Origin of the sequence: Streptomyces sp. NPDC017095 (genome assembly GCF_044332325.1) — a bacterium.
In the GTDB taxonomy this organism is placed as follows: domain Bacteria; phylum Actinomycetota; class Actinomycetes; order Streptomycetales; family Streptomycetaceae; genus Streptomyces.
Genome location: NZ_JBIROU010000007.1, coordinates 257399 through 281982, shown reverse-complemented (window position 1 = coordinate 281982; position 24584 = coordinate 257399). Strand labels below are relative to the sequence as shown.

The following is a 24584-nucleotide window of genomic DNA, read 5'->3' as shown; positions in this document are numbered from 1 at the left end:
CCCCGGGACGGTGTTCCCGGGGGCCCTCGCGGTGCGGGCGGCGGCTCAGACCTGGGTCCTCTCGGCCACGATCCCCTCGATCTTCGCGATGGCCTCGTCGAACGGGATGCCGTTCTCCTGGGAGCCGTCGCGGTAGCGGAAGGAGACCGAGCCGTTCGACATGTCCTCGTCGCCGACGATGACCATGAACGGCACCTTCTGCTTCTGCGCGTTCCTGATCTTCTTCTGCATGCGGTCCGAGGAGGAGTCCACCTCGACGCGCAGGCCCTTCTTCCTGGCCGCGGCCGCGAACTTCTCCAGGTACTCCACGTGCGCGTCGCCGATCGGGATGCCGATCGCCTGGACCGGGGCCAGCCACGCCGGGAAGGCGCCCGCGTAGTGCTCCAGCAGGACGGCGAAGAACCGCTCGATGGAGCCGAACAGCGCGCGGTGGATCATGACCGGGCGCTGCTTGGAGCCGTCCGGGCCGGTGTACTCCAGGTTGAACCGCTCGGGCAGGTTGAAGTCGAGCTGGATGGTCGACATCTGCCAGGTCCGGCCGATCGCGTCCTTGGCCTGGACGGAGATCTTCGGGCCGTAGAAGGCCGCGCCGCCCGGGTCCGGGACGAGGGGCAGGCCCTGCTTCTCGGCGACCTGGCGCAGGGTCTCGGTCGCCTCCTCCCAGGCCTCGTCGGAGCCGACGAACTTCTCCGGGTCCTTGGTGGACAGCTCCAGGTAGAAGTCGGTCAGGCCGTAGTCCCGCAGCAGGCCGAGGACGAAGGTGAGCGTCTTGTCCAGCTCCTCGGACATCTGCTCACGGGTGCAGTAGATGTGCGCGTCGTCCTGGGTGAAGCCCCGCGCCCGGGTCAGGCCGTGCACGACGCCCGACTTCTCGTACCGGTACACGGTCCCGAACTCGAAGAGGCGCAGCGGCAGTTCGCGGTACGACCGGCCGCGCGCGTCGAAGATCAGGTTGTGCATCGGGCAGTTCATGGGCTTGAGGTAGTAGTCCACGCCCTCGTCGAGCTGCATGGGCGGGTACATGCCGTCGGCGTACCAGTCCAGGTGCCCGGACGTCTCGAAGAGCTTCCCCTTCGTGGCGTGCGGGGTGTAGACGAACTCGTAGCCCTCCGCCTCGTGGCGGCGGCGCGAGTAGTCCTCCATGACCCGGCGGACGATGCCGCCCTTGGGGTGGAAGACGGCGAGGCCGGAGCCGATCTGCTCGGGGATCGAGAAGAGGTCCAGCTCGGCGCCCAGCTTGCGGTGGTCGCGCTTCTCGGCCTCGGCGAGGAAGTCCAGGTGCGCCTTCAGCTCGTCCTTGGACGGCCAGGCGGTGCCGTAGATGCGCTGGAGCATCGGGTTCTTCTCGCTGCCGCGCCAGTAGGCGGCGGCGTTGCGCATCAGCTTGAACGCCGGGATGAGCCGGGTCGAGGGCAGGTGCGGACCGCGGCACAGGTCCTTCCAGCACAGCTCGCCGGTCTTGGCGTCCAGGTTGTCGTAGATCGTCAGCTCGCCGGCGCCGACCTCGACGTCCGCGCCGTCGTCGCTGGAGGCGGCGCCCTTGAGGCCGATCAGCTCCAGCTTGTACGGCTCGGCGGCCAGTTCGGTGCGCGCCTGCTCGTCGGTGACGACGCGGCGGGCGAACTTCTGGCCCCGCTTCTGGATCTCCTGCATCTTCTTCTCGATGGCCTTGAGATCCTCGGGCGTGAACGGCTTCTCGACGTCGAAGTCGTAGTAGAAGCCGTCCTTGACGGGCGGGCCGATGCCCAGCTTGGCCTCGGGGAACAGCTCCTGCACGGCCTGCGCCATGACGTGCGCGGTGGAGTGGCGCAGGATGTCCAGGCCGTCCTTGGACGAGATCTCGACGCCCTCGACCTCGTCGCCGTCGGACAGTTCCCAGGTGAGGTCCTTCAGCTCGCCGCCCACGCGCGCGGCGATGACCGAGCGCTGGCCCGCGAACAGGTCGGCGGCCGTGGTGCCCGTCGTCACCACGCGTTCTTCCCGCTCGGAATCGCGTTGGATGATCACACGGACGTCTGACACCGGTCTCTCCTGACTGAAGGGGGGTGCGGCGCCATACCAGGAGCGCGCGCAGGGCGATCGTACCGACCCGACGGCTGAGACCGCGAAACGGTTACGCTGCGTCCCCGGGCCCTCACCCGTCCCCGCCGGCCTCCTCGAAGAGGCCGGGGTGCACGGGGTTCTCCTGGAGGGCCTTCAGCAGCCGGTCCCGCTCGGCCTCGTCCACCGGGACGGGGACGGCGCCCGAGGCGCCGGTGAGCCCGCGGAAGCCGCCGCGGCGCTCCAGCCGGCCGTGCACGCGCACGGGCAGGCCGTCGAGGTGGGCGTGGCCTGCGGTGCGGTAGTCGGCCTCGCCCAGGGTGGCGCGGACGTAGGGCACCTCGGCGCCGGCGAGGACGCGCAGGCGCACGGTGCCCTCGCCGCCGTGTCCGCCGCGGCGCATACGGACGACGGCGCCGGTGATGCCGACCGGGACGGACGGCTCCGCGCGCAGATAGCGGGCGGCGGCCTCGCGGAGCGCGGGCAGGTCGCCGGGCGAGAACTCGACGGGGCCGGCGAGGGGCGCGCAGCCGTCCGGGACGCCGGCGCCGGGGGCCCAGGCGACGGCGAGGCGGGCGCCCTGCATGCCCCGGACGAGCGCGGCCAGCGCCTCGGTCGGCTCCCGGCTGACGCCGGCCTCGAAGGCGTCCATCCGGCCGGTGGCCCGCCGGTAGTCGACGGCCTCGCGGGCCGCGTGGAGGGCCTGGTGGAGGCGGACGGTGAGGGCGCGGCCGGCGGGCACGGGCACGAAGGCGGCCAGGGCGCGGCGGCGGGAGCGACCAGGACGCCGTCGAGGAGGGCGGTGGCGGCGCGGCGGTGGCGGCGCCGTGGTAGCCGGCCCGCGCCCGGGTGGCGAGCGCGGCGGCGAGCAGCGCCTGCCGGGCGGCGCCGCGCAGGTGCTCGTCGGCGCCCCAGGAGGCGGCGCCGGCGGCCGCGCCGGGTGTGTCGCGCCACCAGCGGATCTCGTCGCTGGGCACGGCGAGGGCGAGCAGCACCTCGCGGGCGTGGACGGTGCCGCTGCGGGCGAGGGCGCCGAGGGCCTCGCCGAGCAGGTCGTCGCTGTCGGGGAAGGCGCGGTCCTCGGGGACGAGCAGGCTGGTGCCGCGGCCGGCCGGGCCGGGCGGGGTCCAGCGGCCGTAGCGGCCGGGCGTGCCGCCGCGCCATTGCCAGCCGTGCCGGTGCAGCAGGACGCCGAGCACGGCGGGATCGACGTCGGCGGGCCGCGGGTGCCGGGGCGGGGGCGGGCCGTCGGGGCGGGGCGGGATCCGTCCGGCCGGCGGGCCGTCGGGGCGGTTCCTCATGGTCTGCCTCCCGCCCCGACCCGCGTCATGATCTCGCAGAGGGCCCGATCGTCGAAGATGCGCGAGGTCGGTACCCGCACGGTGGTCCGGTGCCGGCCGGTGACGGGGTGGCCGGCGAGGTTGGTCCAGTAGCAGCAGTGCCTGAGGTCGAGCCGGTCGTGGCCGGCGCGCAGCCAGTCGTCCCGGGAGCGCGGCACGAGCATGACGACCAGGATTTTGTGCACCGAGACGGGCGTGCGGGCCAGCTTGCGCAGGTGGGCGTTGTCGAGCGGCAAGGAGAAGAAGCGGCCCGGCGCGTGGGGCGCGATCTGGTAGGTGGCCTTCAGCTGCACCTTGGTGGTGACCTCGTCGTCCACGGTGTGGCCGGGCGCGCTGTGGCCGAGGTGCCAGGCCCGCCCCGCTCGGGCTGCGCGATGGCCATGACCAACAGCCTTTCGAACCCGGTGCGTTGTGCCACGGATCACTGAACAGCCAGGACCCGTACACCTGTTGTCTCCTCGCGGCGTACGGCGCAAACGGCCCGGGTATCACCAAACGGGCGGAAGACGGAACGTCACCCGCCATGGGTGAGCGAGGAGTTGGGGTTGCGATGACGACCTGGTACGAGGGGCCGCTGGCCGCCTTCGACACGGAGACGACGGGCGTGGACGTCGAGGCCGACCGGATCGTTTCGGCCGCCGTCGTCGTCCAGGACGCGCCGGGGACCCGGCCCCGGGTGTCGCGCTGGCTGGTGAACCCGGGGGTGCCGGTGCCGGAGGCGGCGACGGCGGTGCACGGGCTGACGGAGGAGCACCTGCAGCACCACGGGCGCTGGCCGGCGCCGGTGATGTACGAGATAGCCGAGCAGCTGGCGGAGCACGCGACGCTGGGCCGCCCGCTGGTGGTGATGAACGCGCCGTTCGACCTGACACTGCTGGACCGGGAGTTGCGCCGGCACCGGGCGTCTCCGCTGGAGCGGTGGTTTCCCTCGGTGCCGCTGCTGGTGCTGGACCCGCGGGTGCTGGACAAGCAGCTCGACCGGTACCGCAAGGGCCGCCGCACGCTGACCGACCTGTGCGGGCACTACGGCGTGACGCTCCAGGACGCGCACGACGCGGCGGCGGACGCGCTGGCCGCGCTGGAGGTCGTCCGGGCCCTGGGGCACCGTTTCGCCGCCCGGCTGGAGCGGCTGTCTCCCGCCGAGCTGCACGCGCTCCAGGCGGACTGGCACGCGGCGCAGGCGCGGGGGCTCCAGGCGTGGTTCGCGCGCAGCGGCTCGGCGGAGACGGTGTGCACCGACTGGCCGCTGCGCCCGGAGGTGCCGGCGGCGGCGTGAGCGGCGGACGACGGCAAGGGCGACGGCAAAAAGGCCGGTCCGCTGCTGCGGACCGGCCTTTCCCGGTGGGCGATACTGGGTTCGAACCAGTGACCTCTTCGGTGTGAACGAAGCGCTCTCCCACTGAGCTAATCGCCCGGGAACGCACTGAACCATACAGGCCCGGGCGCCCTTCGTTCAAACCGCGGCCAGGTGCCGCCGCAGCCCGCGCCGCCCGGACCGCATCATCAGGCGGTGATTGAGGCGGAACAGCGGCCGTCCGGGTACGGCGAGCCGCCTGAGCAGCGCCTTGCGCACGGTGACCTCCTGCTCGTAGCGGACCAGCGAGCCGGTGCCGTCGCCGGTCACCGACCAGCGGGCCCAGCCGTCGATGTCTCCGCTGAGGGTGACCTCCAGGACGCCGGCGGCCGGGTCGCGGCGGGCCGCCCGCAGGGTGGAGGTGAGGCCGTACGGCAGCGCCGACCGGATGGTGATCACTCCGGTGTCCTCGCCGAGCAGGGTCACCGACCGCACCTGGGGCCACCAGCGGGGGTAGTCCTCGGGCCGCTCCAGTGCCGTGTACACGTCGGCGGGCGGTGCGGGCAGGGGCCACAGGCTGCGGAAACGGTAGTGGTTCCAGTCCATGGGGTGAGTCTGCCCGGGGTGGGCGGGTGGCAACGGGGGCGTGGATCTGAGTACGGGTACTCATGCGCCGGGCCGTGGCCGCCCGCACGCTGGGAGGACGAGCGCCGCCGCCCGTGCGACGGCGCTCCCCCACTGCCCCGGGCCGGCACGCGGTCGCGGCCCGCACGGAAGTGATCCGGCCTCAGATGTCCGGCCTGCACCTGCGGCTTGAGATCGAGGAGAATTCCTCGCTTGTCGCACTTCCGCAGGAATGTGACGGGGCTTTGGAAAACGTCCGGTGGATTTCCGCCCGCCGCCCGTGTCGGGAATTTCCCCCGGAAGGACTGGTACGTCCGGAAGTCCGTCTTCCCCCCCGGTCTTCAGGTATTTCTTCGCGAGGGACGTGGCGCTCCGGTGGATTCCCTCGGCCCTCGCCTCGGCATCCCACCACGAGTAACGGACCGTCACCGTCCCGCTTCCGGAGCCACGGTGGCCACCGCACCTGGGCGTCGCGGCGAGCCGGAACGTGACGCAGCCGCCTCGCCGGACTCCGCCTACGCGGCACCCTTCCCCGGCTCCGCGGCCGACCCGCCTGAAGATTCCGGCTCGGCACCGCGCCTGTCAGCGCGGGGATCGAGGGACCGGGCGATACGCGCGGCGATCCCGCCGAGCTGCCCGGCCTGTTCCTCGGTGAGCCGGCCGAAGAGGTGTTCGCGCAAGGTCGCGTAGTAGCCGGGAGCCGACTCCGCGTACTTCAGTGATCCCGCCTCGGTCAGTGACGCGATCGTGACGCGGGCGTCCGAGGGGTCCTGCCGGCGCACGAGCCAGCCCTGCCTCTCCAGCCGGGACGCGATGCGGGACAGATGCGACGGGGTGACCCGGGACAGCTCCGCGAGCGAACTCATGGTGTGGGCGCGGTCCCGATGCCGCGTCAGACACCAAAGGATCAGGAACTCGTGATGACTGAGGCCTTGCTGCCTGAGCCGCCCGTCCAGGGCTGCCGGAAGCCAGAGGAGCACCGACAGCAGCGAGTCCCACGCTTCCGCCTCGGCCGGGGCGAGCTCGTATTCCGCTTCCACACGCCTGATCGTAGCATGTGTCACTTTCCCCGGAAAGTGACTGTACGTTATTTGCTACGGAAAGCATGGGGCTACTAGATTACTTTCCGAAGCAAGCAACCGCTGCCCGAGGAGTCTTCCATGCATGCTGCCCGCTACCACGACTACGGCTCCGCCGACGTGATCGTCATCGAGGACATCCCGGAGCCTCACGCCGGTCCCGGCGAGATCCGTATCCAGGTCGCCGCGGCCAGCGTCAACCCCGTCGACTGGAAGCTGCGCTCGGGGGCGTCCCGCGCCCACTTCCCGGTCGACTTCCCGGCGATCCCAGGTCGCGACGCCGCCGGTGTGGTGGACGAGGTCGGCGAGGGCGTCACGGGTGTCACTGCGGGTGACCGGGTGTTCGGTCTCGGCGGCCTGTTCGGCGCGACCGCGCAGTACGCCGTGCTGAGCGCCTGGGCCCCGGTGCCGGAACCGTGGACCCTGGAACAGGCCGCCGGGGCCGGACTGGCGGTCGCCACCGCCGGCCGGGCGCTCAACGCGCTCGGCGACCTGTCCGGCCGCACGTTGCTGATCGAAGGGGCCGCCGGCGGTGTGGGCAGCGCCGCCGTCGCGATGGCGGCGGCCCGCGGCGCCACCGTCATAGGCACGTCGAGCGCGGGCAAGCACGCCTATCTGCGCACCCTGGGAGCTCTGCCCACGACGTACGGCCAGGGACTGGCCGACCGGGTCCACGCACTCGCCCCCGCGGGAGTGGACGCCGTGCTCGACTTGGCCGCCTCCGGCTCGCTCGCCGACCTGGTCGCCATCGCCGGCCACGCGGACCGCGTCGTGACGGTCGCCGACGCGGCTCGGGCGGGCGATCTCGGAGTACGGCACCTGTACGCGGAGAACGATGCCGCGGTGCTCGCGGAAGGTGCCGCCCTGGGCAGCCGGGGCAGGTTCACCCCCCACCTCGCCGCGACGTACCCGCTGGACGAGATCACCGAGGCGCACCGGGAGGCCGAACGCGGCCACACCCAGGGAAAGCTCGTCATCACCCTCTGACGGCTGACGGCGACAGGCGCCAGCGGTCGGCTTCACCCTGTGACGACTGCACGAACGCCGACGGCCCACCTGCTGGTCGCAGGTGGGCCGTCGGTCCGGGTGGGCGATACTGGGTTCGAACCAGTGACCTCTTCGGTGTGAACGAAGCGCTCTCCCACTGAGCTAATCGCCCGGGCGCAGGAAGAACATTACCGCATGTCAGAGGGTGCTTCCGACCGGGGCCGGGCGGCGGGTGCCGCCGGGCCCCGCCGGCCTGTCACTGGTCCTTGATCTTCCACGGCATGACGAGGCCGAACTTCCACAGGTAGATCCCGGCGAGCACCCCGATGATCACCAGGCCGAGCACGGTCAGGGTGATGTTGCGGCGCCGCACCTTGGGGTCGAGGGCCCGCTGGGCCGCCTCGGTGACCTTGCGCTTGGTCCAGCGGAGCACGAGCTGGGCCCAGACGAACTCGGTCGCCCAGATCGCCATGCCGCCGAAGATCACCACCCAGCCGGGGCCGGGCAGCGGGAGCATGACGATGCCCGCCACGACCACCGCCAGGCCGATCACGAAGATGCCGACCTGCCAGCTCAGATGCAGCAGCCGGCGGGACCTGACGAACTCCGGCGCCCGCGAGCCGAGCCCGCTTCCGTCCCCGCTCTCCTGGCCGGCCTCCGGCCGGTCCGTCCCCGCTTCGTCTGCCATCACGGCGACCTCGCCCGGTTCGTCACTCCCCGTATTCATACAGACAAACCCTACCCGAGTGAATCCAGTCACCGGAATGGCCGCAGATCCGGTACGAGTTCTCGGCCGGAAGAGTTACGTAAACCCACGCAAAACCCTCAGAGGGGTTTACAACGGCACCGTAGGTGGCATGTCGATTTCGCCGACGTGCGAATCCCCGAGCGCACACTGAGCGAAAGGCCCTGGCGCTTATGAACACCACGGTCAGCTGCGAGCTGCACCTGCGCCTCGTTGTGTCGAGCGAGTCCTCCCTGCCTGTCCCCGCAGGCCTGCGGTACGACACGGCCGACCCCTACGCCGTGCACGCCACCTTCCACACCGGAGCCGAGGAGACCGTCGAGTGGGTGTTCGCCCGCGACCTCCTCGCCGAGGGCCTGCACCGGCCCACCGGCACCGGCGACGTCCGCGTCTGGCCATCGCGCAGTCATGGCCAGGGCGTCGTGTGCATCGCCCTCAGCTCCCCGGAGGGGGAGGCCCTGCTGGAGGCTCCGGCGCGAGCCCTGGAGTCCTTCCTGAAGCGAACCGACGCCGCCGTGCCGCCCGGCACGGAACACCGGCACTTCGACCTGGATCAGGAGCTGTCGCACATCCTTGCGGAGAGCTAGGCCGCGGCCCTTCGGAGCAGCCCGACGCCGTCCACTCGGGGAGACGGCGCGGGCCGAGACAACCGCATACGGCATGGGACCGACGCCGTCTCCGTGAGCGCTCACGGGGCGGCGTCGGGCTGCGGGGTGCCGGTCGCGGTGCGCGCCCGCGCGGCCACCGTGCGTCCACGGACCGCGTCGGGCCCGGACGGCTGGACGGGCCGCCGGGAACCCGGTCACCCCGCCGAGGCGTTCTCCCGGCGACCGGGGTCGGGCAAGGACGGGTGCGGTCGGCGCGGTTGTCGCTACGATCGGCCAGCATCGGCGGGCGCCCGCCCGACCTCCACGCCAGGGAGCGAAACGTGCTGATCACCCACGACACCCGGTGCGCCCTCGACACCATGGTGGATCTGGTGAACACCGCGCCCGAGGACGACGCGGCGGCGGACGGCCTGCCCGATGTCCCGGCGCTCGCGGATTTCGTGCGGAACCACAAAATGAGCGACGTCGGCGTGCTGTCCGAGTTCGATCTCTCGGCGGTGCGCAGGGTCCGGGGCCGGTTCGCGGCGGTCTTCGCGGCCCCCGACGCCCGGTCGGCGGCCTTGATGATCAACGAACTGGTCGCCGCCGCGGGCACCACCCCCCGGCTGACGGACCACGACGGCTACGACTGGCATGTGCACTACTTCGCGCCGGGCGCCTCCGTGGCCGATCACCTCGCCGCCGACTGCGGGATGGCGCTCGCCTTCTTCGTGGTGGCCGGCGAGCGGGAACGGCTGCGGCGCTGCGAGGCACCGGACTGCCGGCGCGCCTTCGTGGACCTCTCCCGCAACCGCTCGCGCCGCTACTGCGACAGCCGCACCTGCGGCAACCGGCTGCATGTCGCCGCCTACCGCGCCCGGCGCAAGGAGGCGGCGGGCTGAGGAGGGGGCGGGGCGGGCCGGAGGCCACCGGGCCGGACCGGAGAAGGGCGCGACCGCTGCCCGGTGCGACGTCGGTCCCGGCGGGTGGCGCCGGGACGGACGTGTACGGCTCACAGCAGCAGCAGGTCGTGCAGCGCAGCCATGAGCAGCAGACACCCGATCACCGCAAGGAAGATCATCAGCGGTGGCTGGGAAAGGGCGTAGAGGCACCCGCGAGGCTCGTCCTCCTGTGGCGGGGCCTCGCTCTGTGACGTGTCCAGCATCTCGCGCAGATCATGACGCACCGGACACCCCGCCCGCGATCGGCGCCCATGGATCGTGCGGGAGTGCGCCGATACCGCGAGGTCTCGTTCGGCTGGTGAACGATTCCGGCCACCCGCGTGACCCACTGTGTCACTTCAGCCAGTTATGTGACTGTCATATGCCGTGCTTCTTGAGGATGGCCTCGATGTCGCTGAAGTCGTCCGCGGAGTCCCCGGTCCGGGGCGCGGCGGACCGGGGCGCGGTCGGGCGTGCCGCGGTCCGGGCCGCGCCGCCCAGGGGCGGTGCCGGTGCCGCGGGCGCCACCGGGTCCCGGTCCGCCGTGCCGGCCGCCGCGCGCCCGGCACGGCCGCCGCGGCGGCGCTCCACGGCGCGCGTGCCGGCCAACAGCAGCCAGGCCGCGCCCAGCACGCCGAGGCCGACCCAGGCGGTGGGGCTCAGCGCGGTGCGGGTGAGCCAGCCGACGACACCGGTCATCACCAGGCCGATCGGCACCAGCGCGTAGGCCGCGACGCGGGCGGCCGCCAGGAAGCGTCTGCGGTAGGCCGTGACCACCGCGATTCCCAGGCCCGCCGCCGACACGGCGGAGCAGACTGTCTCGGCAATCATCCGGTCCTCCCGGCTGGCTGGGTTCGATCGCTTCCATCGTGCACCGCCGGGTCCCCGCGTGGCCATGGTCCAGCCGGACATCAGGGGCATCTCCGGGTCCTCTCCTACGGGACGGTCCTAAGGGGAGGGCCGGTCCCGGGACGGTGCCGGCGCGGGACGGCGTGCGCCCGCCGAGGCCAGGTTGGGCCGTCCGCGTCCGGCCTGGGAGACTGGTGGGCATGAGCGACTCCTCCCCCGCACGCACCGCTGCCGTCGTCCTCGACGTGTGGTGCGAACTGCAGTGCCCCGACTGCCGCACCGCCCTGGACGACGTACGCGCCCTGCGCGCCCGCTACGGCGACCGGCTGGAGCTGCGGCTGCGGCACTTCCCGCTGGAGAAGCACCGGCACGCCTTCGCCGCCGCGCAGGCCGCCGAGGAGGCGCTGGAGCAGGGCAAGGGCTGGCCGTATGTGGAGGCCGTGCTGGAGCGGGTGGCGGAGCTGGACCGCCGGGGAGAACCCTTCCTGGTCGAGGTTGCGGGCGAACTCGGCCTGGACGCCGAGGAGTTCGACACCGCGCTGATCGACGGCCGGCACATCCTGATCGTGGACGCCGACCAGGCCGAGGGCAAGGCGATCGGTGTGACCGGCACGCCGACGTACGTCATCGGCGGCGAGCGGCTGGACGGCGGCAAGAGCCAGGAGGGTCTGCGCGCGCGTATCGAGGAGATCGCGGACCGGCTGCTGGCCGACCCGGCCTGAGCGGCCGACGGACGGAAGCGGCGGCCACCGGCCGGGGGACGGACTGAAGCGGCGGCCACCGGCCGGGGGACCGGGGGCGCCGCGCCCGGCCGACCAGGACGAGACCTCCTAGAGCAAGGGCTTGCTCAAGGAGTGGGTGACGGTCTCATAACCGAGTGACGCGTACAGGCGCTCGGCCGGGGTGTTGCCCGCGAAGACGTTGAGGCCGAGCACCGGGTGGCCGGCCCCGATCGCCTGGCGTTCCGCCAGCAGCATGAGCGTACGGCCGTGCCCCCGGCCGCGGTGCGCCTCCTCGGTCGCCACGTCGAACACGTACGCCTTGGTGTCCTGGAGGGCCACCCACAGGGTGCCCACCCGGCTGCCCGCGTGCTCCAGCACGGTGAAGACCATGCCGTCGGTCGTGAGCCCGTCCGGCAGCAGCCGCGCGTGGTCGTCGCGGGACTTGGCGCGGGCCACGGCCTCCGGGACGCCCCGCTCCATCCAGGTCCGCGCGAACCGCTCGGCCTCCGCCTCCTGCCACGCGCCGAACTCGGCCCCGGTCATGGGCCGTGCGTGACTGCCCGCGGGCAGCTCGGGCGCGGTGCCGCCGAGCTGTTTCTCCATGCCGCGGTTGCGCGGGGTGTAGCCGAGGGCGCCGAACAGGCGCAGCGCCGCGTCCGCGGTGGCGGGCACCAGGGCCTCCATCTGCCCGCAGCCCCAGCCGCGGGCCACCTCCTCCGCGGCGAGCGCGGCCACGGTGCCCCGGCCGCGCCGCCGGTCGGGCCCGGCGATCCGCAGGTCGATGACGCGGGCCACCGAGTCGCCGAGGGCGGGCGAGGTGCCGAGGTGGAGTTCGCCGACGGGGCGGCTGTTCACGCACACCGTGAAGCGCCGGGAGCGGGTTCCGTCGGGGTTCTGCTGGAGCGGCTCGGCCGGCCGCAGGGTCGTGGTCATCAACAGGTGTTCTACCCGCGCCGACCGGCCGAGTCAGCCGGTTTTCGCCACCGTTCGCGGCCGCGGGCGCAACGGCGGCCCGCTGTCGTCGGCCCGACGTACGTGCGCGACGGCGGGCCGACGGCCCGGCCCGTGGTCCGCGGCGGGCCGCCGCCGTCGGTCCGGTGTCCGGGTCAGGGGTCCAGGTCCCGGCCGGAGCGCTCGTCGAAGATCCGCATGGCCTCGGCGGTCACCGGGCCCGGGGCGCCGGGCAGTTCGCGTCCGTCGATCCGGTGCAGCGCCTGCACGTCCCGCAGGCTCGAGGTGAGGAAGATCTCGTCGGCGCGTCCGAGGACGTCCAGCGGCAGATCGGTCTCCTTGGCGCCCGTCCACTCGACGACCAGGGCGCGGGTGACGCCGGGCAGGCAGCCGGAGGAGACGGGCGGGGTGTGGATCTCGCCGTCCAGGACGACGAAGACGTTCGACATGGTGCCCTCGCAGAGCTGCCCGACCGTGTTGCCGAGCAGCGCCTCGGAGGCGCCGAGCCGGCGGGCGTGGTCCAGGGCGACGAGGTTCTCGGCGTACGAGGTGCTCTTGACGCCGGCGAGGGCGCCGCGTTCGTTACGGGTCCAGGGGACGGTGACCGCCGCGGTGGAGCCGGGACGGCGGGTGGTCTCGGCGGCGGTGACGACCAGGGTCGGACCGTGCGGGCCGCGGCCGGTGCCGAGCGGGCCGTGGCCGCCGGTGCAGGTGATCCGCAGCCGTCCCAGCGGCATGGGACCGGCCTCCAGTACGGCCGTACAGGCGCGGCGGACCTCGTCGTGGTCGGGGTCGGGCAGGCCGAGGACGCGGGCCGAGCGGGTCAGCCGGTCGAGGTGCCGGGTGAGCGCGAAGGGCTGGCCTGCGACCACCTTCACGGTCTCGAAGACGCCGTCGCCGACCGTCAGGCCGTGGTCGAGGACGGAGACCCGGGCGGAGTCCGCCTCGCGCAGGGCGCCGTCCAGCCAGATCCTCATGCGCGGGTCTCCTCGGTGTCGTCGGTCTCCGTGTACGTCCCCGACGCCACCGCGAGCAGCCGGGACGCCTTCAGCTCGGTCTCCCGCCACTCCCCCTCCGGGTCGGATCCCCAGGTGATGCCGGCCCCGGTGCCGAAGCGCAGGACGCCCTCGGCGCGGTCGATCCAGAAGGTGCGTATGCCGACGGCCAGCTCGGCGGTGCCCCGGTCGGCGTCCACCCAGCCGATGCCGCCGCAGTACGGGCCGCGCGGTGCCGTCTCCAGCGCCGCGATGATGCTCAGGGCGCTCTGCTTGGGGGCGCCGCTGACCGAGCCGGGCGGGAAGGCCGCGGCCAGCAGCTCCGGCCAGCCGGCGGTCCCGCGCAGTTCGCCGCGGACGGTGGAGACGAGGTGGACGAGCCCCGGGTGCTTCTCCACGGCGCACAGGTCGGGGACGCCGACGCTGCCGGGAACGCAGACCCGTCCGATGTCGTTGCGGACCAGGTCGACGATCATCACGTTCTCGGCGTGGTCCTTCTCCGTGAGGTCCGCCTCGGTGCGCCCGGTGCCCTTGATCGGCCCCGACTCGACCGTACGGCCGCGCCGGCGCAGGAACAGCTCGGGCGAGGCGGTGGCGATCTCCACGCCGTGGCCGGGCAGCCGGACGGTTCCGGCGTACGGCGCCGGGTTGCCGCGGGCCAGCACGGCGGCCAGGGCGTCCACGTCGGCGTCGGGGGCGACGGGCGCGCCGAGGACCCGGCAGAGGTTGACCTGGTAGACCTCGCCGGCCGCGATGTGCTCCCGGATGCGGCGGACCGCCGCCGTGTACGCGGCGCGGTCCAGCGAGGAGGACCACTGCCCCCGCTCCGGGCCCCGCCACCGGCCGGGCACCGGCGCCGGCACCGGCTCCTCGCGCACGTCCGCGAAGCGGGCGCAGGTCAGCCCGCCCTCGAAGTCCGCGCACACGGCCCAGAAACCGGTGGAGTCCAGGGCGGCCGGGTCGCTCGTGACGTCGAGCAGTCCGGTGGCGACACGGTCGCCGAAACGGGCGAGAGGAGGGAGTCCGGAGGGGTGAGGGAGCACGGGGTCGAGTCTAGGCCGGGTGCCCGTCCGGGGGCCCCGGGATGTCCCGCAGGGGCCCCTGACCACCGGGTACGCGGGGCGCACCGCAGCACGCTGCGCAAACGCGTTTTTGTGCTGGCCCGGGAATCCGCTAGAGTTCAACACGTCGCCGGGACGCGGAAGCGGACCGAAACGACAGGCGGACGTAGCTCAGTTGGTAGAGCGCAACCTTGCCAAGGTTGAGGTCGCGAGTTCGAACCTCGTCGTCCGCTCGCAGGAAGAAGGGGTCGTCCCGATCCCCTACACTCCTGGTGGAGTGGCCGAGAGGCGAGGCAACGGCCTGCAAAGCCGTCTACACGGGTTCAAATCCCGTCTCCACCTCCAAGGACGATTAGCTCAGCGGGAGAGCGCTTCCCTGACACGGAAGAGGTCACTGGTTCAATCCCAGTATCGTCCACTGGATCCCCGGATCCCGGATCTTCTCGAAGGTCCCACCCGCGCGATTAGCTCAGCGGGAGAGCGCTTCCCTGACACGGAAGAGGTCACTGGTTCAATCCCAGTATCGCGCACCGCCTGTGACCCCTGGGTCACGGTCCGCGGACGATTAGCTCAGCGGGAGAGCGCTTCCCTGACACGGAAGAGGTCACTGGTTCAATCCCAGTATCGTCCACACCGCAGGAAGCCCCCGGCCGTCTCGTACGGCCGGGGGCTTTCGCGTGTCCTCAGCTGGAGAACAGCATGCGGCCGAAGCTCTTGTGGCGCTGGTGGCCGTAGTGACCGTGGTCGCCGTGGTGACCGCCGTGCGGGGCGCCCCAGGCGGGCGCGGGCGGGGCGGCGGGATACGCCTGCGGGGCGGGCGGCGGGGGCGGGGCGGGCTGCGACCACTGGGACTCCAGCCGGGTCAGCGCCTCCAGCTCGCCGTAGTCGAGGAAGATGCCGCGGCAGCCGCTGCACTGCTCGATCTGGACGCCGTTGCGGTTGTAGGTGTGCATCGGCGCATGGCACTTCGGACACTGCATGGTCGGCTCAACTCCTCGCCGGTCGGTCCTGCTTGGTGTTTCCCCAGGACAGACTCCGTCCGGCCCCGGGCGGTTGCAGCTTAGGGTCTTTCGTTTGGATCAGGCCGGATCAGGGAGCGGGGTCTGGTGCCGTGCATCGCAAGGCGGAGGAGGGCGCCATGGCGGAGCCATGGCAACCGACGACAACGCCGCGAGGTGCGGCACCAGGGCCCGCGAGCCCGGCATGATCCAAACGAGAGGCCCTAGCCCGGGATGCCGGGCACGGATTGGGCAGGGTGAGCGGGGGCGGACGGCATGCGCGCGCAGGCGTCGGCCACGGCCTGCTCCACCTCGTCCAGCGGGCGGCCGGCGGCGAGCGCCTTGCCGGTGGCCAGAGCGGCCGTCTGCACGGTGAGCGCGCGGGCCGGGACGTCCAGGGCGGCCCACGGGTCGCCGTCCGCGGGCACGGCCGGGCCGCCGGCCTGCCGGTAGGCGGTCAGGAAACGGGTCCACTCGGCGGGCGGGAGGAGTCCGCAGGCGTACCAGGCGGCGGGCCGGGCGAGGTCCCAGGCCGGCACGCCGGCGCCCAGGTCGTCCACGTCGATCAGCCGCCACGGTCCGTCCGGGGCCGGGTGCCGGACGAGCTGGCCCAGATGCAGGTCGCCGTGGCAGAGGGCCGCCGGGCCGGGCATCGGGGCCGCCGCCCGGGCCCAGGCGGGCAGGGCGGACCAGGCGGCCAGGACGGGGCGGGCGGCGGAACGGGCCGGCGCGTCCGGCGGGGCGGTGCGCAGGGCCGCGTGGAGCCGGTCGAGGGCGCGGGCGGCCTTGGCGGGGCCGCGCATCAGGGGGAGCCCGGCGGGGACGGGGGCGCGGTGCAGCCGGGCCAGGAGGGTGCCGGCGGCCTCCCAGGGGGCCGCGTCCGGGTCGTCCGGGTCCACGGGAGCGCCGTACGGCCAGAGGGTGACGAGCCGGTCGTGCAGCGGGGCCGGGCCGGGGGCGAGCGGGGGCAGCAGTACGCCGGGGAGGCGGGCGGCCGTGGCGATACGGAGGGCGAGCCCGGCGGGGTCGGTGTCCGGGGCGTGGGCCTTGGCGACGGCGCCGGCGTGCCGGACGACGGTGGCGTCGGGGCGGTCGGCGAGGAGGCCGCTGCGGCACGAGCAGGGGGCGGCGGAGTCGCCGGGGTGGGCGGCGGCCTCGGCCGCCGCGGCGAGCGCGGGTATGAGGGCGGGAGCGGTGGGTCGCGGGGCAGCGGGGTGCGGGCCGGCGGGGTCGGTGTCCGGGGCGTGGGGCTTGGCGCCGGTGGCTCCGGCCTCCGCGGGGTCGGTGTCCGGAGCGTGGGACTTGGCGACGGCGACGGTGCCGGCGGGCCGGACGACCCTGGCTTCGGCCTGCGCGGGGAGGGCGGGAGCGGTGGGGTGGGGGTCGGTGTCCGCGCCGGTGCTCGTGCCGGTATGCGTGGCTGCGGCTGTGTCTGCGGTCAAGGCTGCCTCGTGCGGGTGGGCTGTTCGGCCGAGAGTACTGGGGCCGGTGGCGGGCGGGGACGCTCATCCGTGTGCGCGAGGTGCCGCCCGTCCCACCCCGGCGGCACCCAGGGGCGGCGTGAGCGTGGGCGACGGTCGCGCCCGTGCCGTCTTCGTTATGGCGGGAAACGGCTCATGCCGGCGCAGCTCCCCAGCTGCGCCGGCATTCGTGCCGTCCGCCGTACCCCCGTCCCCACGGGGTTTCATGGTTGGATGTCCCCGCCCGGACCGCTCTTCCGGGCCTGGGGTCGCCGCTCAGCGCCCCAGCATCGCACCCACGGACGACGCCTGTGTGGCCACCGTCTCCCAGCCGTCGAAGACCAGCAGGAGCAGGGCCGCCAGGGGAAGGGCCATGAGCGTCGCCACCAGTGGATGGCGACGGCCCGTGCGGCGGTGGGCGAACGCGGTACGTCGCGGTGCCGTCTGGGCCATGGTCCCTCTCCTGACCGTTTCGGTTGTCATCGGCAGCGGCGAGTGTTCGAACCTCGGGGGACGAGTACCGCACCCGCCGCTTGTCCTCAAATCTAGGGCCGCCGCGCACGGGGCACGTCATGCCCTCGTACCGCTTGCCGGGCCTCCCCGAGGAGGAGCCCCGACCTGCGGAGTACTCCCCTGGGTGGAGACACGGACCCGGCTCTCGGGGTCTTCCCTGAGAGGCCGCCCGCTCTGTCCGGTCATTTCGGAAGCATCCCGCCCACCGGAAGGAGTGACTTCCCTCACTCGGGCCGCTGCCGGAAGGGGTGGCGGGGGCCCGCCGGGATCCGGCGCCCGGTCCCGTCCGCGGTCGGTCGGCGTCCGCCGGCCGGCCGGCGCACCGCCCCGCGCACCGCGTCCCCGCGCGAGCCCAACCTCCTTGCCGTATCGGGTGGTTGACAGGTCGTTCGGCTCAAAGTCGCCGTAAGAGCCGTCCTGCTGACTTCGTTTCACCTCACCCGGACGGCCCGCACAATCCGTCCGGCCCGGAGGGCGCGGCCTCTGCGCGCGGGCGGCCGGGGAAACGTAAGCTGTGCCACGTCACAGGGACCGGGCAGCGGGGATGAACATGGCGATGATGCGCCTGAGGCGCGAGGACCCGCGCGTCGTCGGCTCGTTCAGGCTTCACCGACGGCTCGGCGCGGGCGGGATGGGCGTGGTCTACCTCGGCTCCGACAAGAAGGGCCAGCGGGTGGCGCTCAAGGTCATCCGGCCCGATCTGGCCGAGGACCAGGAGTTCCGGTCGCGGTTCGCGCGCGAGGTGTCCGCGGCCCGGCGCATCCGAGGCGGCTGCACGGCCCGTCTGGTCGCCGCCGATCTGGAGGCCGAGCGGCCCTGGTTCGCCACCCAGTACGTGCCCGGCCCCTCCCTGCACGACAAGGTCGCCGGGGAGGGCGCCCTCGGCGCCGCGGACACCGCGGCGATCGGCGCGGCCCTGTCCGAGGGGCTGGTCGCCGTGCACGAGGCCGGTGTCGTCCACCGGGACCTGAAGCCCTCCAACATCCTGCTGTCCCCCAAGGGGCCGCGGATCATCGACTTCGGCATCGCCTGGGCCACCGGCGCCTCCACGCTCACCCATGTGGGCACCGCCGTCGGCTCCCCCGGCTTCCTCGCCCCGGAGCAGGTGCGCGGCGCGACGGTCACGCCGGCCACCGACGTGTTCTCGCTGGGCGCGACCCTGGCGTACGCCTCGACCGGTGACTCCCCCTTCGGACAGGGCAGTTCCGAGGTGATGCTGTACCGGGTGGTGCACGAGGAGCCCCAACTCGCCGGCGTGCCGGACGCGCTGGCCCCGCTGCTCCGGGCCTGTCTGGCGAAGGACCCCGAGGAGCGGCCCAGCACGCTCCAGCTCTCGCTGCGGCTGAAGGAGATCGCCGCCCGGGAGGCGCAGGGCCTGACCGACGTACGGCCGCCCGCGCCGCGTGCCGCCGAGGCCGACCGGCCCACCGGGCGGCTCGTCGACACCTACCCCGAGCCGCAGCGCACCCAGCGGCGCGCCTCGCCCGGTACGCCGCTGCCGCGGGGCGGCACCCCGGCGCGGGGCGGCGCGCCGTCCAGGAACGGGATGTCCGCGCGCGCTGACGTGCCGTCCCGCGGCGGGATGTCCGCACGCGGCGGCAACGGGGCGCGCGGCGGTGCCGCCGGCCGGCCGGGTACGGCACGCAATACGCCGGCGCCGCGCGGCGGCCAGCGGCCCGGCGGCGGCCGGTCCGCTCCGCGTGGCGGTGGAGCCCGGCCCGGGCGGCGGCCGGCGGGCACCGGGCGGCGGCCCGCCAATCCCCGGCTGCTACGGCAGCGGCTGTTCGTGTTCGTGGTGGTGACGCTGCTGGTGGCGCTCGGTATCGCGCTGGCCCAGGGCTGCCAGGGTCCGGCGCGCGGACTCGGCGGCGACGGCGGCGGCGTCCCGCGGCAGCGGTACGCCCAGTCCGGCCCCGCGTCGACGGGCGCCGAGGCACTCGTGCCGGACGGAAAGGTGCCCGCACCGAGCCGCGACACCGGGAACTGAAGGGGACACCGGAGCCAGGCGTCAGGGTCTCCGGCAGGTGCCGGGCCACGCGCACCAGGGCCCGCGCGGACCTCACGCCGGGCGAAAGGGTGCTGGCCCCGAGCCGCGACCGGGAACCGAACGGAACACCGGAGCCAGGCGGCAGAGTCCCGGGCCGGTGCCGGGCCACACGCACCGGGGCCCGCGCGAAAAGGCGGCCAGGCCGGGACGCAACGCCTGGCGACCCGCCTCCTGCCCGGCCGGTCCCGGGCCGCCAGGCCATGCTCCTGGTCAGCCGGCCGTCGGGTCACGCTGCCGGGCCACCGGGCCATGCTCCTGGTCAGCCGGGCCGTCGCGTCACGCTTCCGGGCGGCCCGTCGTCACCGCGTAGAACGCCACCGCCGCCGCCGCGCCCACGTTGAGGGAGTCGACGCCGTGGGACATCGGGATGCGGACCCACCGGTCGGCGGCGGCCAGGGCCTGCCGGGTGAGCCCGTCGCCCTCCGCGCCGAGCATGAGCGCCACCCGGTCCATCCGGTGCGGGGCGGCCTCGTCCAGGGGGACGGCCTGCTCGTCCGGGGTGAGGGCGAGCAGGGTGAAGCCGGCCTCGCGGACCGCCTCCAGGCCCTTCGGCCAGGTCTCCAGACGGGCGTACGGCACGGAGAACACCGCGCCCATGGAGACCTTGACGCTCCGCCGGTACAGCGGGTCGGCGCAGTCCGGCGACAGCAGCACGGCGTCCATGCCGAGGGCCGCCGCCGAGCGGAAGATGGCGCCGATGTTGGTGTGGTCGTTCACCGACTCCATGATCACCACCCGGCGGGCGGAGCCGAGGAGTCCGGCGGCCGCCGGCAGCGGTTTGCGCCGCATGGACGCGAGGGCGCCGCGGTGCACGTGGTAGCCGGTGACCCGTTCGGCGAGGTCCGGGCTCACGGCGTACACCGGGGCCGGGAGTTCGTCGATGACGTCGCGCATGGCGTCGACCCACTTGGCCGAGAGCAGCATCGACCGCATCTCGTAGCCCGCTTCCCTGGCCCTGCGGATGACCTTCTCGCCCTCGGCGATGAACAGGCCCTCGGCGGGCTCCCGCCTGCGGCGCAGCTCGACGTCGGTCAGGTCCGTGTAGTCGGCCAGGCGCGGGTCGTCGGGGTCGTCGACGGTGATGAGATCGGCCACGGGGTGATACTGCCTTGCTCTGTAGGGGCTGCCAACGGCTGGTCAGGGGTGGTCTCACCCCCGGTGGGGAGTGCTCAGGCGACGGGCTCGGGGCCGACCCGCACGACCTCGCCGACGACGATGACCGCCGGGGGCCTGACGTCCTCGGCCGTCACCGTCCCGGCGACCGTGGCCAGGGTGGCGTCCACGCGGCGCTGGGCGGCCGTCGTGCCCTCCTGGACCAGGGCCACCGGCGTCGTCGGCGCCTTGCCGTGCGCGATGAGCGTCTCGGCGATCTTCCCGATCTTGTCGACGCCCATCAGGATCACCAGGGTGCCGGTGAGCCGGGCCAGCGCGGGCCAGTCGACCAGGGAGCGCTCGTCGTCGGGCGCGACATGGCCGCTGACCACGGTGAACTCATGGGCGACGCCCCGGTGCGTGACCGGAATGCCGGCCGCCCCCGGCACCGAGATGGAGCTGGAGATGCCCGGGACCACCGTGCAGGGGATGCCCGCCTCGGCGAGTGCCTGGACCTCCTCCATGCCCCGCCCGAAGACGTACGGATCGCCGCCCTTGAGCCGGACCACCGCCTTGCCCTGCTTGGCGTGCTCGATGAGCGCGTTGTTGATGGCCTCCTGGGCCATGTAGCGGCCGTAGGGGATCTTGGCCGCGTCGATCACGTCGACGTGCGGCGGCAGCTCGGCGAGCAGATCGCGCGGGCCCAGCCGGTCGGCGATGACGACGTCCGCCCCGGCGAGCAGCCGCCGGCCGCGGACCGTGATCAGGTCGGGGTCGCCGGGGCCGCCGCCGACCAGCGCCACGCCCGCCGTGCGGGTGCGGTGGTGCGGGGCGACGAGGGTGCCGTCGCGCAGGCCCTCCACCACGGCGTCCCGGATGGCGGCGGTGTGCCGGGGGTCGCGGCCCCGCGCGTGCGTGGTCAGCACGGCGACGGTGACACCCTCGCTGTGGCCGGTCGCCGGGGTCCAGGCCGTCGCCTGGTCGGCGTCGTCGGAGCGGACGCACCAGACGCGGTGCCGCTCCGCCTCGGCGGAGGCCCGGGTGTTGGCGTCGGGGTCGCTGGTGGCGATGAGGGCGTACCAGGCGTCGGCGAGGTCGCCGTCCTGGTAGCCGCGCCGCACCCAGGCGAGTTCGCCGGCGTCCGCCATGGCCTCGACCGAGGGCGTCGCGTGCGGGGAGACGAGGACGATGTCCGCACCGGCCGCGATGAGCGCCGGGAGGCGGCGCTGGGCGACCTGCCCGCCGCCGAGGACGACCACGCGGCGGCCGGCGAGGCGGAGACCTACGGGGTAGGCGGGGTGTTCGGCCATGAGGTACGGCTCCTCGTGCAGCGGTGAGACGGGCACGCCGCACCTTTGGAGCGGCCCTGACGTGCGGATTTTATGCCGTGTACGCGGCAGCCGGCACGGGTGGTCCGGCAGCTGAACACCGGACCGCCCGCCCCGGGCCGCGACGGCCGCTTCCCGGGGGCGCCCGGCTACTTCTCGGTGACCCCTGCCGCGTCGAACGTCGCCACCTCGTGCATCGCCCGGGCCGTGCTCTGCACCAGCGGCAGGGCGAGCAGCGCGCCCGTGCCCTCCCCGAGCCGCAGGTCCAGGTCGACCAGCGGGCGCAGGCCCAGCTTGTTCAGCGCCGCGACGTGGCCCGGCTCGGCGCTGCGGTGGCCGGCGATGCAGGCCGCGAGGACCTCGGGGGCGATCGCGCGGGCGACGAGGGCGGCGGCGCCGGCGCTGACGCCGTCCAGGATCACCGGCGTACGCAGGGACGCGCCGCCGAGCAGCAGGCCGACCAGGGCCGCGTGCTCGAAGCCGCCGACGGCCGCGAGGACGCCGACCGGGTCGGCCGGGTCCGGCTGGTGCAGTTCCAGCGCGCGCCGGACCACCTCGGTCTTACGGGCCAGCGTCTCGTCGTTGATGCCGGTGCCGCGGCCGGTCACCTCGGCCGGATCGGCGCCGGTGTAGACGGAGATCAGCGCGGCGGACGCGGTGGTGTTGGCGATGCCCATCTCACCGGTGAGCAGCGCCTTGTTGCCGGCCGCCACGAGGTCGCGGGCGGTCTCGATGCCCACCTCGATGGCCGCCTTGACCTCCTCGCGGGTCATCGCGGGACCGGCGGTCATGTCGGACGTGCCACCGCGGATCTTGCGCGGCAGCAGACCCGGCGTGGCGGGCAGGTCGGCGGCGACGCCCACGTCCACGACGCACACCTCGGCGCCGACCTGGGCGGCGAAGGCGTTGCAGACGGCTCCTCCGCCGAGGAAGTTGGCCACCATCTGGGCGGTGACCTCCTGCGGCCAGGGAGTGACGCCCTGGGCGTGTACGCCGTGGTCGCCCGCGAAGATGGCGACGGCGGCGGGTTCCGGGATCGGCGGCGGGCACTGCCGGGACAGCCCCGACAACTGCGCGGAGATGATCTCCAGCATGCCGAGCGCGCCGGCCGGCTTGGTCATGCGCTTCTGGCGCTCCCATGCCTCGCCGAGCGCCTTGGCGTCGAGCGGGCGGATCTGTGCGACGGTCTCGGCGAGCAGGTCGTGGGGTTCCTCTCCGGGCAGGGCGCGGCGGCCGTACGTCTCCTCGTGCACCACCCAGGACAGGGGGCGTCGCTTGGACCAGCCGGCCTGCATCAGCTCCGGCTCGTCCGGGAACTCGTCGACGTACCCGACACACAGGTAGGCGACGACCTCCAGATGCTCGGGCAGGCCGAGCGCGCGGACCATCTCCCGCTCGTCGAAGAAGCTGACCCAGCCGACGCCGAGGCCTTCGGCGCGGGCGGCGAGCCAGAGGTTCTCCACCGCGAGCGCCGAGGAGTAGGGCGCCATCTGCGGCTGGGTGTGACGGCCGAGCGTGTGCCGGCCGCCGCGGGTGGGGTCGGCGGTGACGACGATGTTGACCGGGGTGTCGAGGATGGCCTCGATCTTCAGTTCCTTGAACTGCTTCGCCCGGCCCTTCGGCAGCGACTTGGCGTAGGCCTCGCGCTGACGCGTCGCCAGTTCGTGCATCGTCCGCCGGGTCTCGGCGGACCGGATGACGACGAAGTCCCAGGGCTGCGAGTGGCCGACGGAGGGCGCGGTGTGCGCGGCCTCCAGGACCCGGAGCAGCACCTCGTGCGGGATGGGGTCGCCGCGGAAGCCGTTGCGGATGTCGCGGCGTTCGCGCATCACCTTCAGGACGGCCTCGCGTTCGGCGTCGGCGTAGCCGGGCGCGGCCGGGCCGGTGGACTGTCGTGCTTCCGCCACTGCGGCCGTGCTCTCTTCCTGGCCGGCGGCCCTGGTCTCCAGGTCCGCCGGGTGCGGTACGACGTCGGGGTCCGGCTCGGTGCCCGGTACGCCGGCCGGCTCGCCCTCACGGGGCGCGGGCACGGTGGCCACCGGCTCGGACTGTCCCTGGGGCCCCTGGGGTGCCGGGGGGTTCTGCGCGGGCAGGACGAGCGGGTGCGGCGGGGCGGGCTCCGGGTGCGGAGCGGCCTCCGGGTGCGGAGCGGCCTCCGGGTGCGGAGCGGCCTCCGGGTGCGGGGCGGCGGACACCAGGCCCTCCCCCGGCACGCCCGGGTGTTCCGGGTGCGGGGGTACGGGGGTGTCCTGCGCCTGGGGGTGGGGCTGCGGCTCGGCGGCGCTCTGTCCCTGGGGGTGGGGCTGCGGTACGGCGGTGTCCGTCGGCTGCGGCTGCGGTACGGCGGACTCGGCGGCGTACGGGGCGCCTTCGGCGAGCTGCGGGGCCGGGGCGGCGACCGGCTCGCTCACCTGGAGGGCATCGGGTACGGCAGGGTGTTCCGCCTCGGCAGCGGGGGCGGCGGACTCCGGGACCTCGGCGGCCACGGGGGCGTCCGGGGCCGGCTGCGCCGGGAGGGCTGCCGCTTCGGGTTCCCCGGCCGTGACGGGCTCGGTGGCCGCGAGGGCGGCGTCGGCCTCAGGGGCGGCGGCGGTCTGCTGGGCCGCGTCCGGGAGGGCGCCGGCGTCGGCGGACGGGGCCGCGTCCGGGAGGACGGCCGTCTCGGCGGAGGGCGCTGCATCCGGGAGGGCGACCGCCTCGGCGGGCAGGGCCGCGTCCTGGGCGGCGACCGCCTCGGCGGAGGGCGCTGCGTCCTGAGGGGCGGCCGCCTCTGCGGGCAGGGCCGCGTCCTGGGCGGCGACCACGTCAGCGGGCAGGGCCGCGTCCTGGGCGGCCACCGCCTCGGCGGAGGGCGCTGCGTCCTGAGGGGTGACCGCCTCTGCGGGCAGGGCCGCGTCCTGGGGGGCGACCACGTCAGCGGGCAGGGCCGCG

Annotated in this window: 22 protein-coding genes, 7 tRNA genes and 1 pseudogene; 11 read left to right on the top strand and 19 right to left on the bottom strand. The window is 74.0% G+C overall.

Annotated elements, in window-relative coordinates; genetic code table 11:
- Positions 1–45 precede the first annotated feature (45 nt).
- The 3 genes and pseudogenes from thrS to ACH4OA_RS16590 form a co-directional block, all read right to left on the bottom strand.
- Positions 46–2022 (bottom strand): threonine--tRNA ligase, encoded by a 1977-nt coding sequence (gene thrS / locus ACH4OA_RS16600; protein ID WP_365881826.1) that lies wholly within the window; start codon positions 2020–2022, stop codon positions 46–48.
- 112 nt (positions 2023–2134) lie between these two features.
- Positions 2135–3341 (bottom strand): annotated as a pseudogene (locus tag ACH4OA_RS16595) (hypothetical protein).
- Positions 3338–3805, bottom strand: a complete 468-nt coding sequence (locus tag ACH4OA_RS16590) for a DUF4365 domain-containing protein (RefSeq protein WP_397969523.1) — start codon at positions 3803–3805, stop codon at positions 3338–3340. The pseudogene ACH4OA_RS16595 and the gene ACH4OA_RS16590 overlap by 4 nt, the downstream one beginning before the upstream one ends.
- Positions 3806–3930: 125 nt before the next feature.
- Between ACH4OA_RS16590 and ACH4OA_RS16585 the strand changes: the two genes are divergently transcribed.
- Positions 3931–4656 carry a 3'-5' exonuclease gene (locus ACH4OA_RS16585; RefSeq protein WP_397936915.1) on the top strand — a complete coding sequence of 242 codons (726 nt, stop codon included), beginning with the start codon at positions 3931–3933 and terminating at the stop codon, positions 4654–4656.
- A gap of 66 nt (positions 4657–4722) precedes the next feature.
- Here the strand turns inward: ACH4OA_RS16585 and ACH4OA_RS16580 are convergent.
- From ACH4OA_RS16580 to ACH4OA_RS16570, 3 genes are all read right to left on the bottom strand, one after another.
- Positions 4723–4794 (bottom strand) — tRNA-Val (locus ACH4OA_RS16580).
- A 39-nt stretch (positions 4795–4833) separates the two neighbouring features.
- Complete coding sequence (locus tag ACH4OA_RS16575; RefSeq protein WP_397936917.1) at positions 4834–5280, bottom strand: SRPBCC family protein; 447 nt, start codon at positions 5278–5280, stop codon at positions 4834–4836.
- 533 nt (positions 5281–5813) lie between these two features.
- Entirely contained in the window at positions 5814–6338 is a 525-nt protein-coding gene (locus ACH4OA_RS16570) for a MarR family winged helix-turn-helix transcriptional regulator (RefSeq protein ID WP_397969521.1), read from the bottom strand.
- A gap of 120 nt (positions 6339–6458) precedes the next feature.
- Here ACH4OA_RS16570 and ACH4OA_RS16565 point away from each other — a divergent pair, with 120 nt between their 5' ends.
- Positions 6459–7364 carry an NADP-dependent oxidoreductase gene (locus ACH4OA_RS16565; RefSeq protein ID WP_397936921.1) on the top strand — a complete coding sequence of 302 codons (906 nt, stop codon included), beginning with the start codon at positions 6459–6461 and terminating at the stop codon, positions 7362–7364.
- A 100-nt stretch (positions 7365–7464) separates the two neighbouring features.
- On the opposite strand, the gene ACH4OA_RS16560 is transcribed toward ACH4OA_RS16565, so the two are convergent.
- A tRNA-Val gene (locus tag ACH4OA_RS16560) sits at positions 7465–7536 on the bottom strand.
- Between the two features lie 84 nt (positions 7537–7620).
- Complete coding sequence (locus ACH4OA_RS16555) at positions 7621–8091, bottom strand: TIGR02611 family protein (RefSeq protein ID WP_397936923.1); 471 nt, start codon at positions 8089–8091, stop codon at positions 7621–7623.
- 191 nt (positions 8092–8282) lie between these two features.
- Here ACH4OA_RS16555 and ACH4OA_RS16550 point away from each other — a divergent pair, with 191 nt between their 5' ends.
- Positions 8283–8696, top strand: a complete 414-nt coding sequence (locus ACH4OA_RS16550) for an SsgA family sporulation/cell division regulator (protein ID WP_004002642.1) — start codon at positions 8283–8285, stop codon at positions 8694–8696.
- Positions 8697–9037: 341 nt separating this feature from the next.
- On the top strand, positions 9038–9598 hold the full coding sequence (locus ACH4OA_RS16545; RefSeq protein ID WP_365884025.1) for a CGNR zinc finger domain-containing protein: 561 nt from the start codon (positions 9038–9040) through the stop codon (positions 9596–9598).
- Between the two features lie 110 nt (positions 9599–9708).
- Here the strand turns inward: ACH4OA_RS16545 and ACH4OA_RS16540 are convergent, their stop codons facing one another.
- Together ACH4OA_RS16540 and ACH4OA_RS16535 are read right to left on the bottom strand one after the other, a co-directional pair.
- A complete protein-coding gene (locus ACH4OA_RS16540; protein WP_397937208.1) occupies positions 9709–9882 on the bottom strand; it encodes a hypothetical protein in 174 nt (57 codons plus the stop codon).
- A 133-nt stretch (positions 9883–10015) separates the two neighbouring features.
- On the bottom strand, positions 10016–10468 hold the full coding sequence (locus ACH4OA_RS16535; RefSeq protein ID WP_397969519.1) for a hypothetical protein: 453 nt from the start codon (positions 10466–10468) through the stop codon (positions 10016–10018).
- A 218-nt stretch (positions 10469–10686) separates the two neighbouring features.
- Here ACH4OA_RS16535 and ACH4OA_RS16530 point away from each other — a divergent pair, with 218 nt between their 5' ends.
- Entirely contained in the window at positions 10687–11208 is a 522-nt protein-coding gene (locus ACH4OA_RS16530; protein WP_365884264.1) for a DsbA family protein, read from the top strand.
- A 108-nt stretch (positions 11209–11316) separates the two neighbouring features.
- Here the strand turns inward: ACH4OA_RS16530 and ACH4OA_RS16525 are convergent, their stop codons facing one another.
- The 3 genes from ACH4OA_RS16525 to ACH4OA_RS16515 form a co-directional block, all read right to left on the bottom strand.
- On the bottom strand, positions 11317–12141 hold the full coding sequence (locus ACH4OA_RS16525) for a GNAT family N-acetyltransferase (RefSeq protein WP_397936928.1): 825 nt from the start codon (positions 12139–12141) through the stop codon (positions 11317–11319).
- A gap of 173 nt (positions 12142–12314) precedes the next feature.
- On the bottom strand, positions 12315–13136 hold the full coding sequence (locus tag ACH4OA_RS16520; protein WP_397969517.1) for an aminotransferase class IV: 822 nt from the start codon (positions 13134–13136) through the stop codon (positions 12315–12317).
- Positions 13133–14197: a chorismate-binding protein gene (locus ACH4OA_RS16515; protein WP_397969515.1), complete on the bottom strand. Its 1065-nt coding sequence runs from the start codon at positions 14195–14197 to the stop codon at positions 13133–13135. The genes ACH4OA_RS16520 and ACH4OA_RS16515 overlap by 4 nt, the downstream gene beginning before the upstream one ends.
- Positions 14198–14375: 178 nt before the next feature.
- Between ACH4OA_RS16515 and ACH4OA_RS16510 the strand changes: the two genes are divergently transcribed.
- From ACH4OA_RS16510 to ACH4OA_RS16490, 5 genes are all read left to right on the top strand, one after another.
- A tRNA-Gly gene (locus ACH4OA_RS16510) sits at positions 14376–14448 on the top strand.
- A 38-nt stretch (positions 14449–14486) separates the two neighbouring features.
- A tRNA-Cys gene (locus ACH4OA_RS16505) sits at positions 14487–14560 on the top strand.
- A gap of 1 nt (position 14561) precedes the next feature.
- Positions 14562–14633 (top strand) — tRNA-Val (locus ACH4OA_RS16500).
- Positions 14634–14673: 40 nt separating this feature from the next.
- Positions 14674–14745, top strand: a tRNA-Val gene (locus ACH4OA_RS16495).
- A 29-nt stretch (positions 14746–14774) separates the two neighbouring features.
- A tRNA-Val gene (locus ACH4OA_RS16490) sits at positions 14775–14846 on the top strand.
- 52 nt (positions 14847–14898) lie between these two features.
- On the opposite strand, the gene ACH4OA_RS16485 is transcribed toward ACH4OA_RS16490, so the two are convergent.
- The 3 genes from ACH4OA_RS16485 to ACH4OA_RS16475 form a co-directional block, all read right to left on the bottom strand.
- On the bottom strand, positions 14899–15195 hold the full coding sequence (locus ACH4OA_RS16485) for a zf-TFIIB domain-containing protein (RefSeq protein ID WP_397936934.1): 297 nt from the start codon (positions 15193–15195) through the stop codon (positions 14899–14901).
- A 242-nt stretch (positions 15196–15437) separates the two neighbouring features.
- The gene (locus ACH4OA_RS16480) at positions 15438–16394 is read right to left on the bottom strand and encodes a phosphotransferase family protein (RefSeq protein WP_397969597.1); all 957 of its coding nucleotides are present in this window, start codon (positions 16392–16394) and stop codon (positions 15438–15440) included.
- Positions 16395–16949: 555 nt separating this feature from the next.
- Positions 16950–17126, bottom strand: coding sequence for a hypothetical protein (locus tag ACH4OA_RS16475; protein ID WP_365883338.1), 177 nt, complete (start codon positions 17124–17126; stop codon positions 16950–16952).
- Between the two features lie 604 nt (positions 17127–17730).
- On the opposite strand from ACH4OA_RS16475, the gene ACH4OA_RS16470 reads away from it, so the two are divergent.
- Positions 17731–19173 carry a serine/threonine-protein kinase gene (locus ACH4OA_RS16470; RefSeq protein WP_397969513.1) on the top strand — a complete coding sequence of 481 codons (1443 nt, stop codon included), beginning with the start codon at positions 17731–17733 and terminating at the stop codon, positions 19171–19173.
- Between the two features lie 336 nt (positions 19174–19509).
- On the opposite strand, the gene ACH4OA_RS16465 is transcribed toward ACH4OA_RS16470, so the two are convergent.
- The 3 genes from ACH4OA_RS16465 to cobT form a co-directional block, all read right to left on the bottom strand.
- On the bottom strand, positions 19510–20328 hold the full coding sequence (locus tag ACH4OA_RS16465) for a TrmH family RNA methyltransferase (protein WP_397936938.1): 819 nt from the start codon (positions 20326–20328) through the stop codon (positions 19510–19512).
- 74 nt (positions 20329–20402) lie between these two features.
- Positions 20403–21635 carry a uroporphyrinogen-III C-methyltransferase gene (gene cobA, locus ACH4OA_RS16460; protein ID WP_397969596.1) on the bottom strand — a complete coding sequence of 411 codons (1233 nt, stop codon included), beginning with the start codon at positions 21633–21635 and terminating at the stop codon, positions 20403–20405.
- A gap of 167 nt (positions 21636–21802) precedes the next feature.
- Positions 21803–24584, bottom strand: a 2782-nt coding sequence (gene cobT, locus ACH4OA_RS16455; RefSeq protein WP_397969512.1) for a nicotinate-nucleotide--dimethylbenzimidazole phosphoribosyltransferase, incomplete at its 5' end; no start/stop codon positions are given.

Excerpts from the sequence above, each read along its gene's own strand:
- ACH4OA_RS16525 (WP_397936928.1), bottom strand. The coding sequence starts at position 12,141 with ATGACCACGACCCTGCGGCCGGCCGAGCCGCTCCAGCAGAACCCCGAC.
- ACH4OA_RS16485 (WP_397936934.1), bottom strand. The coding sequence starts at position 15,195 with ATGCAGTGTCCGAAGTGCCATGCGCCGATGCACACCTACAACCGCAAC.
- ACH4OA_RS16555 (WP_397936923.1), bottom strand. The coding sequence starts at position 8,091 with ATGAATACGGGGAGTGACGAACCGGGCGAGGTCGCCGTGATGGCAGAC.
- ACH4OA_RS16565 (WP_397936921.1), top strand. The coding sequence starts at position 6,459 with ATGCATGCTGCCCGCTACCACGACTACGGCTCCGCCGACGTGATCGTC.
- ACH4OA_RS16530 (WP_365884264.1), top strand. The coding sequence starts at position 10,687 with ATGAGCGACTCCTCCCCCGCACGCACCGCTGCCGTCGTCCTCGACGTG.
- ACH4OA_RS16475 (WP_365883338.1), bottom strand. The coding sequence starts at position 17,126 with ATGGCCCAGACGGCACCGCGACGTACCGCGTTCGCCCACCGCCGCACG.
- ACH4OA_RS16520 (WP_397969517.1), bottom strand. The coding sequence starts at position 13,136 with ATGAGGATCTGGCTGGACGGCGCCCTGCGCGAGGCGGACTCCGCCCGG.
- ACH4OA_RS16470 (WP_397969513.1), top strand. The coding sequence starts at position 17,731 with ATGAACATGGCGATGATGCGCCTGAGGCGCGAGGACCCGCGCGTCGTC.
- cobA (WP_397969596.1), bottom strand. The coding sequence starts at position 21,635 with ATGGCCGAACACCCCGCCTACCCCGTAGGTCTCCGCCTCGCCGGCCGC.
- ACH4OA_RS16550 (WP_004002642.1), top strand. The coding sequence starts at position 8,283 with ATGAACACCACGGTCAGCTGCGAGCTGCACCTGCGCCTCGTTGTGTCG.
- ACH4OA_RS16575 (WP_397936917.1), bottom strand. The coding sequence starts at position 5,280 with ATGGACTGGAACCACTACCGTTTCCGCAGCCTGTGGCCCCTGCCCGCA.
- ACH4OA_RS16585 (WP_397936915.1), top strand. The coding sequence starts at position 3,931 with ATGACGACCTGGTACGAGGGGCCGCTGGCCGCCTTCGACACGGAGACG.
- ACH4OA_RS16535 (WP_397969519.1), bottom strand. The coding sequence starts at position 10,468 with ATGATTGCCGAGACAGTCTGCTCCGCCGTGTCGGCGGCGGGCCTGGGA.